This is a genomic window from Achromobacter sp. RT286_PF, assembly GCF_059760425.1.
Genome location: NZ_JCBAMR010000028.1, coordinates 18,676 through 34,469 on the forward strand (window position 1 = coordinate 18,676; position 15,794 = coordinate 34,469).

The following is a 15,794-nucleotide window of genomic DNA, read 5'->3' on the forward strand; positions in this document are numbered from 1 at the left end:
CTCAACGCGTGCGGATACGGGGGTCGACGATGCCGTAGGCGATGTCGACGATCAGGTTGACCAGGACGATGACGGTGGCCAGCACGGTGACCGTGCCTTGCAGCACCGGGTAGTCGCGGCCCGAAATGGCGTCGAACGCCAGCGTGCCCAGGCCCGGCCAGTTAAAGACCATTTCAATGACGACGATGCCGCCGATCAGGCCGCCAAATTGCAGGCCCAGATACGTGATGAGCGGAATCGCGCAATTGCGCAGCGCATGCTTGTACAGCACCACGCGCTCCTTCAGGCCCTTGCTGCGCGCCACCATGATGTACTGCGCGGACAGCGTTTCCAGCATGGTTGTGCGCACCAGGCGGATGTTGGTGGCGCTAAGGATGATGGCCATCGTCAGCGACGGCAGCACCAGGCTCGCCGGTCCGCTCCAGCCCGAAGGCGGCAGCAGCGGAAAGGTGATCGACAGCAGCAGCACCAGCATCAGCGCCAGCCAGAAGTTCGGAAACGACAGGCCCACCAGCGACAGGATGCGGATGGCCTGGTCGGTGGCCTTGCCGCGCTTGATGGCCGCCTGGATGCCTAGCGGCAGCGAGATCAGAATCGACACGATCAACGACGTAAACGCCAGCATCAGCGTGGCGGGCAGGGCGTCGCCGATCAACTTGGCGACAGACGTGCCGCCCATGAAGCTGCGGCCGAAATCGCCGTGCAACAGCCCTTGCATGTACGACAGGTATTGTTCGTGGAAGGGGCGGTTCAGGCCCAGCGCCTGGCGGATGTTGGCCAGGTCTTGTTCGGTCACGCTGCCCGACCCCTGGCTGAGCATCAGCGCGGGGTCGCCGGTCAGGCGTACTGCATAGGAAACCAGCAATGTCACGGCGACGATCACGAAGACCGCCTGCAACACGCGCTTAATAAGAAATCCGGTCATGAGGCGCCGCCCCGGTTTTCACCGGGGCGGATCAGTGAGTGAATGCTATGAGTCCTGCTCGAACCCTGCCAGGGAGGGCCGCGAGGCCGGCCTTGCCGGCCGCGGGCTTGTCCCTGGGGCGAAGCGCCTGGCGCTTCGGGGCCGTTACTCCACGCTGGTCTGAAGGAAACGGAAGCGGATATCGCCGGGCACTTCCAGGTTCTTCACGCGCTTGTTCACGCCCACGATCGTGTTCAGGCTGTACAGCGGCATTTCCAGCGCCTGATCGGCGACGTACGCAGCGATTTCCTGCAACATGGCTTCGCGCTTCTTCACGTCATAGACGGTGCGTTGCGCTTCCAGCATGCCGTTCAGTTTGGCGTCGTTGTCGTACGGGTTCCATTTCTGGCCCGTGTGATACATCAGGTACGCGGTGTTGTCGTAGTCGTACGTCCAGCCGCCCCATTGGTTCTGCCACATCTCGCCCGTCTTGCCGCCCGGGATGATGTCGTTGAGCAGCACGCCGGTTTCATACGGCTTGATGGTGGCGCGCACGCCCACGCCTTGCAGGTAGCCGGACACGGCCTGGGCCACTTCGCGGAAGTTCGAATCGCTGCCGCGCACGTCGATCTGCACGGTGGCGCCCGGCTTCACGCCGGCGGCGGCCAGCAGCTTCTTGGCTTCGGCGGGGTTGAAGGGCAGCGGCTTTTGGTCGGGGTTGTAGCCGAACGATTGCGGGCCCTGGAAGCTGGCAATGACCTTGGCCTGGCCCAGCAGCAGCTGCTTGACGATGGCCTCGCGGTCCACCGCCATGATCAGCGCGCGGCGCACGTCACGGTTCTGCGTGATGCCGCCGGTGGTCTTGTAGCGCAGCGCAAAGGCAACCGGGCCGCCCGTCGAGATCACGTCGGCGTTGCCCGACTTCTTCACCGTTTCGATCAGGCCCAGCGGGATCAGCGTGGCAATGTCGATGCGGCCGGCTTGCAGCTCGGCCACTTGCGTGCCGGGTTCGCTGATGAAGCGGTACACGACCTTGTCCAGCTTGGGCTTGCCGCCCCAGTAGTCGTCGTTGCGCGCCAAGGTCACGTTGACCTTGGGCTGATAGCTTTCAAACTTGAACGGGCCGGTGCCGACCGGGTTCGTGTTGAAGTAGTCCTCGCCCTTTTCCTTGATGTACTTGGGCGGCACGATCATGGCGCCGTAGCCGGCCAGCTTGGTCAAGAGCACGGGGTCCGGCTGCTTCAGGATGAAGTCGACGGTGTAGTCGTCCACCACCTTGATTTCGCCGATGGAATCGTAGTTGGACTTTTGCGGGCCCTTGGCGCCTTCCGCGCCCAGAAGGCGTTCAAACGTGAACTTCACGGCTTCGGCGTTGAAGGGTTCGCCGTTATGGAACTTGACGCCTTCGCGCAGCTTGAAGCGCAGGCGCTTGTTGTCGTCCAGGTATTCCCAGCTGGTGGCCAGGCCGGGTTGCAGCTTCAGGTCGGCGCCGCGCATCGTCAGGCCGTCGTACAGGTTGCCGCCCACCGAGCCCCAGAACGTCACGAAGGTGTCGATGGGATCCCAGCTGCCCGGGTCCTGGTTGATGGCTACGCTGAGCGTGCCGGCGGCATGCGCGGTCGAGAAGACGGCGGGCATCGCGCCGCCCAACGCCAGGGTCAGGGCGGTGGCGGTGAAGGTGGTGCGTAGGAATTGCATGTTCGCTCCAGGGACGGGAACTCGGATCACACCGAGGAAAAAAGGGGGGCTGAGGCTAGGCCGCGCGGGCCACTTGGTGGCCGGGCGCGAATTCAGTCAGCGGAATGATGGCCGGTTCGTCGCCGACGCGGCGTACCGGGCTGGGGATTTCACCTTCGATCAGCGACGTGTCGATGTGGCGGCCGGGCTCGGCCACCGGCACGGCGGCCAGCAGCTTGCGCGTGTACGGGTGCTGCGGCGATTCAAAGATCTGCCGGCGCGTGCCCAGTTCCACGATCTGGCCCAGGTACAGCACCGCGACACGATGGCTGACCTTTTCCACCACCGCCATGTCGTGCGTGATGAACAGGTACGACAGGCCGCGGTCCTTTTGCAGATCCATCAGCAGGTTCAGGATCTGCGCCTGGATGGACACGTCCAGCGCCGACACGGATTCGTCGGCAATGATCAGCTTGGGGTTGCTGGCCAGGGCGCGCGCGATGCACACGCGCTGACGCTGGCCACCCGAGAATTCATGCGGATAGCGCTTGGCATGCTCGGGCTTCAGGCCCACCTGTTCCAGCAGCTCGCCCACTCGGCGCGCGATGGCGTCTTCGCCATGCAGCAAGCCGTGCGTGCGGATCGGTTCGGCAATGCTGAAAGCCACCGTCTTGCGCGGGTCCAGCGACGCGTACGGGTCCTGGAAGATGTACTGGATTTCCTGGCGCAGGCGTTGGCGGCCGGCGGCGTCCATCGAAAAAATGTCCTGGCCGTTGTAGCGCACGGCGCCCGAGGTGGGCGCCACCAGCTGCTGCAAGGTCTTGCCGATGGTCGACTTGCCGCTGCCGGACTCGCCCACGAGCGCCAGCGTTTCGCCGGGATAGACGTCAAAGCTGACTTCTTCCACGGCGTGCACGCGGTGCGTGACGCGGCCGAACAGATTGTGGCCGACGTCAAAACGCGTCGTCAGTTTTTCCACGCGCAGCACGGGGGCGTCGTAGGTGGCCGTGTCTTGTTCGCGGGTTTCGCCCACTTCGCGCAGCGTGTCGCCTTCCAGCACCGTTTGCGGCGTGCGCAGCGGCAGGTCGCGGCCGGTCAGGCTGCCCAGGCGAGGCACGGCGGCCAGCAGCGCGCGCGTGTACGGGTGCTTGGGCGCATTGAAAATCTGCTCGACGGTGCCTTGCTCGACTTTCTTGCCGCGCAGCATCACGACCACGTCGTCGGCCATCTCGGCCACCACGCCCATGTCATGCGTGATGAAGATGACGGCGGTGCCCAGGTCGCGTTGCAGTTCGCGGATGGTGTTCAGGATCTGCGCCTGGATGGTGACGTCCAGCGCGGTGGTGGGTTCGTCGGCGATCAGCAGCCGCGGCTGGCACGACAGTGCCATGGCGATCATCACGCGCTGGCGCATGCCGCCCGACAGTTGATGCGGATAGCGGTCCAGCAGCTGCTCGGCGTCCGGCAGGCGCACCTTGTCCAGCAGCTTGCGCGCGGACGCGCGTGCGGCCGAGCGCGACAGCTGCTGGTGCAGCATGATGGCTTCCACGATCTGGTCGCCGATGGTGAACACGGGGTTCAGCGACGTCATCGGTTCCTGGAAGATCATCGCAATGTCGTTGCCGCGAATGGCGCGCATCTGCTCGTCGGTGGCACGGGTTAGATCGGTTTCGCGGCCGTTGTCGTCGCGAAACAGGATCTGGCCGGTGGCGATGCGCCCGTTCGAGTAATCCGTCAGCCGCATGATCGCCATGGACGTGACGGACTTGCCCGAACCGGACTCGCCAACAATCGCCAGCGTCCGGCCCGGCTGGACGTCAAAGTCCAGGCCGTCGACGGCGCGAAACACGCCGTTGTCGGTATTGAAGTCAACCGATACGCCGCGCACGGACAGCAGCGGGGCGGATGAAGAAGCGGTGGTGCTAGACAACGTGGATTCTCACAGCGAGGTGGCGGCGCGGGCAGCCTGGTCGTACAGGCCCGACAGGGCGCGCAGGGTGTTGGCCAGCTGGTGGCTGGCTTCGTCCGCGGCGGGCGAGTCGATGAACGACTTGACCAGGCACTGCTCGCGCACTTCGGCGTAACGCGCAATGGCGGCGGCGCCGGCGTCGGTGGTGGTGTAGATCACTTCCTTGCCCGTCTTGGCGCTTTGCACGACGCCCAGCCGCTCAAGTTTCTTAAGCGAATAGTTCACCAGGTGCGTGTCTTCGACGTTCAGGGTGAAGCAGATGTCGGCCAGCTTCTTGCCGCGTCCACGGTGATACACGTGGTTCAGCACCAGGATGTCCAGCGAGGTCAGATCGGGCAGGCCGGCGCAGGCCATGCAGCGCACCATCCAGCGGTTGAACGCGTGCGACGCGATGATCAGGCCAAATTCCACCTCGGATAACTGCGGGGCGGACGTGGCCAGATGGGCGGAAGAAACGATGGCGTCCCGGATGGAGGTAGACATGGCACGTGTAAAGGGACGGATCGATGACAAAACGTTGGCGAATTATTGACGATTTGTTGTTATGCAGGCATTCGGGATAACCCTGGGTAATAAGGGCCAGTGCCGGGCGCACACCTACAAGCGGTGCGAGAGTCGAGGGCTACTCAGATTCATTTTAGTAATCGTCCTGGTGCTGATTGGGAATCTTCTGATAGTTCTTGCGCGTCCGCTCCCTATCATTTTTCAATCGCTTTGGCCTCAAGTCGGACACGGGCCGCCTTGATGCCAAAGCCCTTGAAAATCACAATAAAAATGGAAGTGGGATGCGGGATCTCAAGACGTTACTTAAGCGGGTGCTGTTCAAGTTGTCCCCAAGAACGGCCGAACGGTTGAATATCGATTTCCGCCTTCGCGCGCCGAACCGCGACTTTTTGGAGGAATCCGTATTCGGTTATCTGAATGAAATGGCGGCCGTAGCGGACCACGACATCAAAACCCTGTTCGTGGGCATCGACAAGCACAACTGGCATTACCCGCGCTTATTGCTATGCCAGTTTCATTCGCTGGATATCGAGGCGCGCAAGGCAGTTTATGGGCGGCCGGGTAGCCATTGGACGGGGAGCGCCATCCACATGGCGGATCACTATGGCCCGAACGCATTCGATGTGGTGGTGGCAAACGGCTTGTTGGGTTTCGGTATTAATAACGCAGCCGAGTTCAGGCGTCTGCTGACGCAATGCGAACTCGTATTAAAGCCGGGTGGCCTGCTGGTGCTGGGCTATAACGACCGACCGGATCGGGCACCGTTTCCAGTGATGCCCGTAGTACGCGAGTATTTCGAATCGTTCGTGCCGCCGATTGTCGGGGTGCAGGCTGACATTCATCGCGTGGACGACGACTTTCAGCACGTGTTCGTCTTTGCTAAAAAGCGCAAGGCGCCGCCTCGCCAGGCGCGACTAACCGACATGGCAGAGGCCACCTCCGGCGTCTGAAAAATCTATGCAGGAGCGCTTTCCCGTAGCGACCACGTCCCGTCGTCGCCGCACGTTAAATAGTGCGTTGGGCCGATCCGGTCCAGGAACGCCGCATCGTGCGACACCACCACCATGGCGCCGGGGTAATGCGCCAACGCGTCTTCCAGCGCCTGCGCCGAGGCCATATCCAGGTGGTTCGTGGGTTCGTCCAGCAACAGCAACTGCGCGGGTTGCTTGCGCCACAACGCGCAGGCCAGCGCGGCCTTGATGCGTTCGCCGCCGCTTAACGTGGCTGCGGGCGCCTGGACCTGCGCTGCGCCCAGGCCCAGCAGGGCCAGTCGGCTGCGCAGTTCGCCCGGTGACAGCGGCGCGCCCTGCGCCTCCAGGGTTTGCAATAGCGACGCGTTTGCCGGCAATTCGTTTGCCGGCAATGCGCTTGCGGGCAATGCGTTTGCAGGCCATGCGCTTGCAGGCAATGCATTTGCGGCCTGGTCCAGCATCGCGGTGGGCACGCGCACGTCGCAGCGGCCGGCACGGGGGGCAAGCACACCGGCCAACATCGCCAGCAGTGTGCTTTTGCCGCAGCCGTTGGGGCCTTGGATTGCCAGCCGGAACGGGCCGTCCAAGGTCAAGCTAAGCGGTTTGGCGCGGGGCGGCCACGGGGGCAGGGCGGCCTCCAGGTGTAGAACGCGCCGCCCGGCCGGCACCGTGGTATCGGGCATTGCCAGCGCAACCTCCGCGGCCGTGGGGACCCGCGAGGCGGCCTGTCTGACGGCGACGTCCAAGGCGGCGGCGGCGTCCTGACGGCGCTGGCGATCACGTCCCGCGTGCGCTTGCGCGCTGGCCTTTTTGCCGCCCAGCAACACGGCGGCCTGATTGGTTTCGCGGGCGTTGCGGCTGTTGCGTGCGGTGCGCTGCTGCTGGGCGTCGTGCTGTTGCCGCAGCGCACGCAGGCCCTTGGCGCGTTCATGGCGCGCATGCGCCAGGGCCGTGTGCGCGGCGGCGTCCTGGCTGTCGCGTTGCGCGCGCCAGGCGCTGTAGTTGCCGGCGTGGCCGCGAAGGGCGGCGTTGTCCAGTTCGACGATGCTGTCCATGGCGTCCAGCAAGCGGCGGTCGTGGCTGACGACGATCAGCGCGCCGCGCCATGCGTGGATTTTTTCTGTCAGCCAATCGCGGGCGCGCGTGTCCAGGTGGTTGGTGGGTTCGTCCAGCAACAGGGCGTCGGCGCCTTGCAGGAAGGCGCCGGCCAGTGCCACGCGGGTCAACTCGCCGCCACTTGCCGCGCAGGCGGGATGTGCGGGTTGCCAGTTAGGCAGGGCGGCGTCGGCAAGCATGCGCGCCCAGTCTTGATGGATCAGCCAATGGCCTTCCGCCAAGTCAAAGTCTGCCCGGTCGGTGCTGCCTGCTTCGATATTGGCCAAGGCGCGAAACACGGGACCCAGGCTCGCAACATCCGCCAGCGTGGCGGTATCGGGCCAAGCCGGCGTCTGCGCCACATGGGCCAGTTTCCCGTGGCGCACAACGCGGCCGGACTGCGGCGGCAGGGTGCCGAGCATGACACGCAGCAGCACTGATTTACCCGCGCCGTTGCGCCCGATGACGCCATGGCGGACGGGCGCGAAGTCGTGGGTGACGTCGTCTAGCAGCACGCGGCCGTCGGGCAGCGCGAAGCTGACATGCTGCAAACCAAGGAAGGGCGACGCGGAATGCGTCAAGGGTTGCGCCGGGGGCGGCGCGCTGGATGACCGGGCCATGGAAAGCTCTCCGAAATAATGAAACGCTTTGCGCGGCAGCGGCCATAGGGCAGCGGACTGCAGGGCAAAGGGAAATCAAAGGGAGTGCTTAAAGAATCATGGCCTGGGGGGTCTCCGGGATAGTGCGGGCGGCACTGGCGTTCGAACCGCATCGTACGCAAAAGTTCCCGCCCTGGCCCACCGACGTAGCCCCTTCAGGCCTCCAACAGCCGCAGATCGGGCGGCCGGTTTTCAATGATGGCTTCCATGCTGAAAAAGCCCGTCACAGTCGACAGTTCGAAGTCTGTGATGAGCTTTTGGTAGAAGCGGTCGTAGCCGGCCATGCCCCGGCAGACCACCTTGATCAGGTAGTCCCAATCGCCACCGATGCGATAGAACTCGGTCACTTCCGGCAGGCGCTCGACGTGTTGGCGAAAGCCGTCGGCCCAGGCCTTGGCGTGGTGGCTGGTCCGGATCATCACAAACACGGTCAGGTCCAGCCCCAGCGCCACCAGGCTGACCTCGGCGCGGGTGCCGCGAATGATGCCGCAGGCATTCAAGCGCTGTAGCCGACGCCAGCACGCGTTCTGCGAAAGGCCGACCCGGTCGGCCAGCTCGCGCTGGGACAGGGAACCGTCTTTTTGCAGGCAAGCAATGATGCTTAGATCAAGCTTGTCTATTTTCTCCATCCGTTCGTTCATATGACCCAAGTTATATCGATTTACGCAAAATAACGGTGATGTTTGTTGTCGGCTTCCATCGTATGATATTTCGCATCAATTGGAAGACTCATCATGACGACGCTTAATGCCTCGGCCACGGCCGGGGCCTCAAACACCGCAAGTCCCTTGCAGCAGTTTCAAGATAGCCTGGCATCCCCCGACATCGCGGCCCAGCTTGCCGATGGCCTGATTGGCAAAGACGCGTTCGTCGACGGCCCGTTTGGCCGCAAGCCGCTGGTCTATGCCGACTACGTGGCCTCGGGCCGCGCGCTGATGCAGGTCGAGCGCTTTGTCATGGAACAAGTGCTTCCGTATTACGCCAATTCGCACACCGAAGCCTCGTATTGCGGCGGTTTCATTACCCGCTTGCGCCGCGAGGCCCGCGCCGCTGTCGCGCGTTGCTGCGGCGCCACCGACGCCCATGCCGTGATCTTCGCCGGGTCCGGCGCCACGGCGGGCATCAACCGCCTGGTGCATTTGTTTGGCGTGCAAGCGGCGGTAGCGGCAGGCAAGCCCGTCCGCGTCATCATCGGCCCGTACGAGCACCATTCCAACATCTTGCCGTGGCGCGAATGCGGCGCGCAGATTGTGGAAGTTGCCGAAGCCGCCGAGGGCGGTCCCGACTTGGCGGCGCTGGACGCCGCGCTGAACGCGCCCGCCGGCACGCTGCTGATCTGCGCGTTGTCGGCCGCGTCGAACGTGACCGGCATCGTGGCCGATGTGGCCGGCATCACCCGGCGCGTCAAGCAGGCAGGCGCCAAAATGTTGTGGGACTACGCGGGCGGCGCGCCGTACCTGCCGGTCCGTATGTCGCCCGCGCCGGACGCGCACATCGACGCCATTGTGTTCTCGCCGCATAAATTCATTGGCGGGCCGGGCGCATCCGGTGTGCTGATCGTTCGCCGCGATGCGGTGATCGACACCACGCCCACCTGGCCGGGCGGCGGCACCGTCAAATTCGTGTCGCCCGAGGGTCATGACTACAGCGCCAGCCTGGAATCGCGCGAAGAGGCGGGTACGCCCAACGTGGTGGGCGACATCCGCGCCGCCTTGGTGCTGCTGGTCAAGGAAGCGCTGGGCGCCGACTTCATGCGTGAGCGCAACGCGCATTTCGTGCAGCGCGCGCTTGCCGCCTGGCAAGGCGCGGAACCCCTGGAATTGCTGGGCTCGCTGACGGCCGAGCGCTTGCCGATCTTCTCGTTTCGGGTACGCGACGGCAAGGGCGGCTATGTGCACCAGCAATTGGTGACGCGCATGTTAAGCGACCGTTTCGGCATCCAGGCGCGCGGGGGATGCGCCTGCGCGGGGCCGTATGTGCACCGGCTTCTTGATATCGGGCCGGCGCAGTCGCGGCAGATGCGGCAAGCCATCCTGGATGGTCGCGAGATTGAAAAGCCCGGCTTCATCCGCCTGAACTTCAGTGTGCTGTTGCCGGACGCCAAGGCGGATTTCATCCTGGAGTCCGTTCTGGCGCTGGCGGCCGACGCGACGCAGTTCGAATCGCGTTACGGCTTCGATCCCAGCCGCGCCATTTTCTACCCGCAAAGCGTGGAATTGGAAATGACGATCTGAGCGATCGGCAAGGCGGCGGCACAACGGAGGGCAAGGGCCAATGGGCTTATTGACCGACCGGTCGGCCCTGCGACCCCGCTTGCCGTCTGTTCTGCGGTGGGTCCGCGGTCAGTCTTTCATCTGGCGGCCGCAGGTGCGGACCCACGCCGCCTTTGCGTCGGCCAACTTGTCCGACGCGCGAGTCAGGTCGCGCACGACCGACTCCGAGAACGTCGTGCCGTTGCGGCGGCACGCCTCGAAATCATCGACCAGCGCATAGCGGGCATCCAGCAGGTCCAGCCGACCCTGGCACAGCTCGCGGTTCAATTGCAGATTGTTGGCGGCTTCGCGCGTGCGCTGCACATCCTGCGCGCGCTTGATCGTGCGCAGTTGCTCGTCGACGCGCGACACGCACGCGTCGTCCGCGTGCGCGGACCCGGCGGCGCATGCCGTCAGGATCAAAAAAACGGCCAGGGGCCGGCGGGGGTTTGCTGCCATGCGAAAAGCCTTGGTATGACGTGGTGTGCATCATAACTGGTGCGAAAAATGCCCCGTGGCATGGTGCGCCGCACGCCTGCCACTGCATGGAAAACCAGTATGGTGAATCGCCCGAACGCGTCTACCATCAATCAGCACATCAATCAGCACATCAATCACCGGTCACATTTTCAAAATGACCCGACCCGCAACGGGATCGGGCGCCTTCTTGGCTGCTGTTCTGTTTTATCAACACGTACGTTGGAGATGAAAGAGAATGACGACACCCCTCATTACGGTCGACCTGGACCAGTCCCCTTACGAAAACAAGCACATCCATAATCGGTGGCACCCCGATATCCCCATGGCCGTCTGGGTCAAGCCGGGCGACGACTTCGTGCTGGAAACCTATGACTGGACCGGCGGCGCCATCAAGAACGACGACAGCGCCGACGACGTGCGCGATGTGGACCTGTCCACCGTGCACTTTCTGTCGGGGCCGGTGGGCGTAGAAGGCGCGCAACCCGGTGACTTGCTGGTGGTTGACCTGTTGGATATCGGCGCCAAGCCGGACAGCCTGTGGGGGTTCAACGGCTTTTTCAGCCGTAATAACGGGGGCGGTTTCCTGACCGAACATTTCCCCCATGCGCAAAAATCCATCTGGGATTTTCACGGCATGTTCACGTCGTCCCGCCATATCCCCGGGGTGAATTTCGCGGGTCTGATCCACCCGGGCCTGATCGGCTGCCTGCCGGACAAGAAGCTGCTGCAAACGTGGAACCGGCGCGAACAGGCGCTGATCGACACCAACCCCAACCGTTTACCGCCGCTGGCGAACCCGCCCGCGCCCAAGACGGCCCACATGGGCGCATTGCAAGGTGCTGACCGCGACCGCGCAGCAGCCGAGGGCGCACGTACCGTGCCGCCGCGCGAGCACGGCGGCAACTGCGATATCAAGGACTTGTCGCGCGGCGCCCGCGTGTTCTTCCCGGTGTACGTCGACGGCGGCGGCTTGTCGGTCGGCGATCTGCACTTCTCGCAGGGCGATGGCGAAATCACGTTCTGCGGCGCGATCGAAATGGCGGGCTGGGTGCACATGCGCGTGTCGCTCATCAAGGGCGGCATGGAAAAATACGCCATCAAGAACCCGATCTTCAAGCCCAGCCCCATCACCCCGGCCTACAAGGACTACCTGATCTTCGAAGGCATCTCGGTGGACGAAGAAGGCAAGCAGCACTACCTGGACGTGAACGTGGCGTACCGGCAGGCGTGCCTGAACGCCATCGAATACCTGAAGAAATTCGGCTATTCCGGCGCCCAGGCCTATTCGCTTCTGGGCTGCGCGCCCGTGCAAGGCCACATCAGCGGCGTGGTCGACATCCCCAATTCCTGCGCCACGCTGTGGTTGCCCACCGAGATCTTCGACTTCGATATCCAGCCCTCGGCATCCGGGCCGATCAAACATATAAAAGGCGGGGTAGACATGCCGCTGTCACGCGACCGCCAGGAGAACCGCGATGCCCATGTATGACTATTCCTGCGGCGGATGCGGCGACTTTGCCGCGTTGCGGCCGCTGGCGCAATGGCGCGACCCGGCCGCGTGCCCGCAATGCGGCGCGTTGTTCGCGCGCATCATCGGCGGCGCGCCGGCCATTTCGGCCTTGTCGTCCGCCGTGAACCGCGCGCGCGCGGTCAATGAACGCAGCGCAAACGAGCCGCGAAGCTCGCGCGCGGGCCATGGCATGAACTGCGGGTGTTGCTCGGGCGGCCGTGCGTCCGGCAAGACGCGAACCAGCACCGACGGGGCGAAATCCTTCGCGGGCGCCAGGCCCTGGATGATCAGCCACTAGCCCGGCGAGCAAGGTCAGGGCGCGTCGTCTTGCGGCGCGTCCTTGTCCATGCCTTGCATGTTCTCCAGCAGCTTCAACAGATAGTGCAGCGTGTGGCTCAGGTCGCCAACCGAGAAGTCGGCCAGCGCGTCTTCGTAGTAATCATGGATGCGCGGAACGGCGTCGTGCACCCACACTTTGCGACCGGATGGCGTCATCGTGATCAAGCGCGAGCGCCGGTCGCGCCCATCCGGCGCACTGCCAATATGGCCGTCACGCTCCATCCGGCCAAGCAAACCCGACAGGCTCTGGCGGCTGACCATCAGGTAGCGCGCCAGATCGCCCACGCTCATGCCGTCGGCCGCCTCTGGCCGCGATAACGCGCCCAATACCGCCCATTGCTGCGTGGTCAGCCCCAGGTGTTCCACCGCTCGGCTACCTGTTTTATGCAGCATGTTGGCGCATTGGTATAACCGGAAGAACAACCGGTTGGCTAACTCCATTCTGGCAATTTCGGTGTTTTTATTAGGGTTTTTCATAAGCTTCGTACCGTGTTTCGCAACTTGATGCGGCGTCGCCAAGTCTCTAATATACGTCAACATGTTTACGTATATGGGCTTGGCCTGATTCGTTGGCAAGGATACCAAGCCTGCAACCCGCGCAGAGGAAATCATGCAAAGACTGGCAGGCAAGACGGCTGTGGTAACGGGCGGCGGTGGGGGGATAGGGGGCGCGACCTGCGCGCGTTTCGCCAGGGAAGGCGCCGCCGTGGCCGTGCTGGACTTGAACGAAGAGCATGCGCGGCGGGTAGCCGAAAAGATCGAAGCGGCGGGCGGGCGCGCGTTGGCCATCGCTTGTGACATTACTCAGCGCCACGAGGTGGACGCGGCCATCGCCGAAACGGAAACCGTGCTGGGGCCCATCGACATCCTGGTCAACAACGCCGGGTGGGACGTGTTCAAGCCATTCACCAAGACGGAACCCGCGCAATGGGAACGGCTGATCGCCATCAACCTGGTGGGCGCCTTGCATTTGCACCACGCCGTGCTGCCCGGCATGGCGGCGCGCAAGGCGGGGCGCATCGTCAACATCGCGTCGGACGCGGCGCGCGTCGGGTCTTCGGGCGAAGCGGTGTACGCGGCGTGCAAGGGCGGCTTGGTGGCGTTTTCCAAGACCATCGCCCGCGAGCACGCGCGCCATGGCATCACGGTCAATGTGGTGTGTCCTGGCCCGACGGACACCGCGCTGTTCGCCGATTACAAGGAAGGCGCCGGCAACCCCGAGAAATTGCTTGAGGCGTTTACCCGCGCCATTCCCTTGGGCCGCATCGGCCAGCCGGACGACCTGCCCGGCGCAATCCTGTTCTTTGCCAGCGACGACGCCGCCTACATCACCGGGCAGGTATTGAGCGTGTCGGGCGGTTTGACGATGAACGGCTGAAGGCGGACGACATCGCTTTCGCATGCCCCTTGAGGAGCCAAGATGGACTACGAAGATATTCTCTACGACGTGCGCGATGGCGCCGCCTGGATCACGATCAATCGGCCCGAAAAGATGAACGCGTTTCGTGGCCGCACCTGTGACGAACTCATTCACGCCATCAACCGCGCCGGCTACGCGCCCGACATCGGCGTCATCGTGCTGGCGGGCGCGGGCGACAAGGCGTTCTGCACCGGCGGCGACCAATCCGCGCACGCCGGCCAGTACGACGGACGCGGCACCATCGGCCTGCCCATGGAAGAACTGCACAGCGCCATCCGCGACGTGCCCAAGCCGGTGATCGCGCGCGTCCAGGGCTACGCCATCGGCGGCGGCAACGTGCTGTGCACCATTTGCGACTTCACGATCGCGTCCGATAAAGCCGTGTTCGGCCAGGTGGGCCCGAAGGTCGGGTCGGTGGACCCGGGGTACGGCACCGCGTACCTGGCGCGCGTCGTGGGCGAAAAGAAGGCGCGCGAGATCTGGTACCTGTGCCGGCGCTATCCGGCCTCGGAAGCCTTGGCCATGGGCCTGGTCAACGCCGTTGTGCCGCACGAGCAACTGGACGACGAAGTGGCCAGGTGGTGCGCCGAGATCATGGAGAAAAGCCCCACTGCCATCGCCATCGCCAAGCGCTCGTTCAATATGGACACGGCGCATCAGGCGGGCATCGCCGGCATGGGCATGTACGCGTTGAAACTCTATTACGACACCGAGGAATCCCGCGAGGGCGTGCGCGCCTTCCAGGAAAAGCGCAAACCGGATTTCCGCCGCTACGCGAAATAACCGAGCCTGCGCCGCAACGACCGGCGCGCCGGAGGAGACAACATGAATCCGTACATCGACGAAGACCTGTCCGTCTTGGCCGAGCACGCGGGGCGATTCGCGGACGGCCGCGTGGCGCCCGGCTACCTGGAGCGCGACAGGACCCGCGTGCTGGATCGCGGCCTGATGCGCGAAATGGGGCAGTTGGGGTTCATCGCGCCCGAGTTGCCCGAGGACCGCGGCGGACAGGGCCTGGGCTGCATCGCGGCCGGCGTCATCCACGAGCAGATCGCGCGCGCCGACTTGAGCTTTTCCTACGTCAATCTGCTGGCTTCGTTGAATGGGCAGATCCTGGCGCAGCATGGCCAGCGCGAGGTCGCCGCGCCGTGGCTGACCCGGCTGACGCAGGGCGATGCGTTGCTGTCCATTGCCTTGACCGAGCCGCGCGGCGGTTCGGATGCCGCCAACCTGCGGCTGCGGGTCGAGCGCGTGGACGGGCACTACGTGGTCAACGGTGAAAAAACATCCATCTCCGCCGCGGACCAAGCCGACGCCGCCATCGTGTTCGGCCGCAGTGGCACCGTGGAATCGGGCGCGCATGGCGTGACGGCCTTGCTGGTGCCGATGGACTTGCCCGGCATCACGCGCAACCGCTTTGACTGCCACGGGCAGCGTGCCATCGGACGTGGCTCGCTATTCTTCGAAAACGTGCGGGTGCCGGCGGACCACCGGCTGGGGCAGGAAGGCCACGGCTTTGTCCAGGTCATGCAGGGCTTTGATTATTCGCGCGCGCTGATCGGGCTACAGGTGCTGGCGGTGGCGCGCGCAGCGCTGGATGAGACGTGGGCGTATGCCGCCCAGCGCGAGGCCTTCGGCAAACCCTTGACCGCATTCCAGGGCGTGTCGCATCCGCTGGCCGAGGCCGAAACCCAGCTTGAGGCGGCGCGGCTGCTGTGCCTTCAGACCTTGTGGCTGAAGGACCGCAACCTGCCCCACAGCGCGCAAGCCGCCATGTGCAAATGGTGGGCACCGAAGCTGGCGTACGACGTGGTGCATCAATGCCTGCTGACGTTCGGCCATGGCGGATACGACCACGGGCTGATGGAGCAACGGCTACGCGACGTGCTGGGATTCCAGATCGGCGACGGCACCGCGCAAATCATGAAAATCATCATCGCTCGCGAGCGCGCGGGTCGACGCGTCGTGCCCGCTTGATATCCCCGCATTCCTTGCAACCTCTCTGGGAGACGCA

15 protein-coding genes are annotated in these 15,794 nt (G+C 64.2%); 7 read left to right on the forward strand and 8 right to left on the reverse strand.

All coding sequences use genetic code 11. The features are described from left to right. Position 1 precedes the first annotated feature (1 nt). The 4 genes from AC6LJY_RS19810 to AC6LJY_RS19825 all read right to left on the reverse strand — a co-directional run bounded on the left by AC6LJY_RS19810 (position 2) and on the right by AC6LJY_RS19825 (position 5,033). On the reverse strand, positions 2 to 925 hold the full coding sequence (locus tag AC6LJY_RS19810; RefSeq protein WP_046806974.1) for an ABC transporter permease: 924 nt from the start codon (positions 923 to 925) through the stop codon (positions 2 to 4). 144 nt (positions 926 to 1,069) lie between these two features. Further along, the gene (locus tag AC6LJY_RS19815) at positions 1,070 to 2,602 is read right to left on the reverse strand and encodes an ABC transporter substrate-binding protein (protein WP_314358794.1); all 1,533 of its coding nucleotides are present in this window, start codon (positions 2,600 to 2,602) and stop codon (positions 1,070 to 1,072) included. Positions 2,603 to 2,657: 55 nt separating this feature from the next. Next, positions 2,658 to 4,511, reverse strand: a complete 1,854-nt coding sequence (locus AC6LJY_RS19820; protein ID WP_046806976.1) for an ABC transporter ATP-binding protein — start codon at positions 4,509 to 4,511, stop codon at positions 2,658 to 2,660. A 9-nt stretch (positions 4,512 to 4,520) separates the two neighbouring features. After that, positions 4,521 to 5,033 (reverse strand): winged helix DNA-binding protein, encoded by a 513-nt coding sequence (locus AC6LJY_RS19825; protein WP_314358788.1) that lies wholly within the window; start codon positions 5,031 to 5,033, stop codon positions 4,521 to 4,523. Between the two features lie 197 nt (positions 5,034 to 5,230). Between AC6LJY_RS19825 and AC6LJY_RS19830 the strand changes: the two genes are divergently transcribed. After that, positions 5,231 to 6,004, forward strand: a complete 774-nt coding sequence (locus tag AC6LJY_RS19830) for a class I SAM-dependent methyltransferase (RefSeq protein WP_498136599.1) — start codon at positions 5,231 to 5,233, stop codon at positions 6,002 to 6,004. Positions 6,005 to 6,009: 5 nt separating this feature from the next. Here the strand turns inward: AC6LJY_RS19830 and AC6LJY_RS19835 are convergent, their stop codons facing one another. Continuing rightward, entirely contained in the window at positions 6,010 to 7,740 is a 1,731-nt protein-coding gene (locus AC6LJY_RS19835; protein ID WP_498136600.1) for an ABC-F family ATP-binding cassette domain-containing protein, read from the reverse strand. Positions 7,741 to 7,934: 194 nt separating this feature from the next. Beyond that, entirely contained in the window at positions 7,935 to 8,408 is a 474-nt protein-coding gene (locus AC6LJY_RS19840; RefSeq protein ID WP_319302376.1) for an Lrp/AsnC family transcriptional regulator, read from the reverse strand. Between the two features lie 105 nt (positions 8,409 to 8,513). Here AC6LJY_RS19840 and AC6LJY_RS19845 point away from each other — a divergent pair, with 105 nt between their 5' ends. Further along, entirely contained in the window at positions 8,514 to 10,013 is a 1,500-nt protein-coding gene (locus AC6LJY_RS19845) for an aminotransferase class V-fold PLP-dependent enzyme (protein ID WP_498136601.1), read from the forward strand. Positions 10,014 to 10,121: 108 nt separating this feature from the next. On the opposite strand, the gene AC6LJY_RS19850 is transcribed toward AC6LJY_RS19845, so the two are convergent. Then, on the reverse strand, positions 10,122 to 10,490 hold the full coding sequence (locus tag AC6LJY_RS19850) for a hypothetical protein (RefSeq protein ID WP_498136602.1): 369 nt from the start codon (positions 10,488 to 10,490) through the stop codon (positions 10,122 to 10,124). A 256-nt stretch (positions 10,491 to 10,746) separates the two neighbouring features. Between AC6LJY_RS19850 and fmdA the strand changes: the two genes are divergently transcribed. After that, positions 10,747 to 12,000, forward strand: a complete 1,254-nt coding sequence (gene fmdA / locus AC6LJY_RS19855; protein WP_498136603.1) for a formamidase — start codon at positions 10,747 to 10,749, stop codon at positions 11,998 to 12,000. After that, entirely contained in the window at positions 11,987 to 12,319 is a 333-nt protein-coding gene (locus AC6LJY_RS19860) for a zinc ribbon domain-containing protein (protein ID WP_498136604.1), read from the forward strand. The genes fmdA and AC6LJY_RS19860 overlap by 14 nt, the downstream gene beginning before the upstream one ends. Positions 12,320 to 12,333: 14 nt before the next feature. Here the strand turns inward: AC6LJY_RS19860 and AC6LJY_RS19865 are convergent, their stop codons facing one another. After that, the gene (locus AC6LJY_RS19865; RefSeq protein WP_485858135.1) at positions 12,334 to 12,837 is read right to left on the reverse strand and encodes a MarR family winged helix-turn-helix transcriptional regulator; all 504 of its coding nucleotides are present in this window, start codon (positions 12,835 to 12,837) and stop codon (positions 12,334 to 12,336) included. 133 nt (positions 12,838 to 12,970) lie between these two features. Here AC6LJY_RS19865 and badH point away from each other — a divergent pair, with 133 nt between their 5' ends. The 3 genes from badH to aliB are packed head-to-tail and all read left to right on the forward strand — an operon-like array spanning position 12,971 to position 15,757. Further along, entirely contained in the window at positions 12,971 to 13,738 is a 768-nt protein-coding gene (badH, locus tag AC6LJY_RS19870) for a 2-hydroxycyclohexanecarboxyl-CoA dehydrogenase (RefSeq protein ID WP_046806985.1), read from the forward strand. Between the two features lie 42 nt (positions 13,739 to 13,780). Continuing rightward, positions 13,781 to 14,563, forward strand: coding sequence for a 2-ketocyclohexanecarboxyl-CoA hydrolase (badI, locus tag AC6LJY_RS19875; RefSeq protein ID WP_046806986.1), 783 nt, complete (start codon positions 13,781 to 13,783; stop codon positions 14,561 to 14,563). Positions 14,564 to 14,605: 42 nt separating this feature from the next. Continuing rightward, a complete protein-coding gene (gene aliB, locus AC6LJY_RS19880; RefSeq protein WP_104144375.1) occupies positions 14,606 to 15,757 on the forward strand; it encodes a cyclohexanecarboxyl-CoA dehydrogenase in 1,152 nt (383 codons plus the stop codon). Positions 15,758 to 15,794 lie beyond the last annotated feature (37 nt).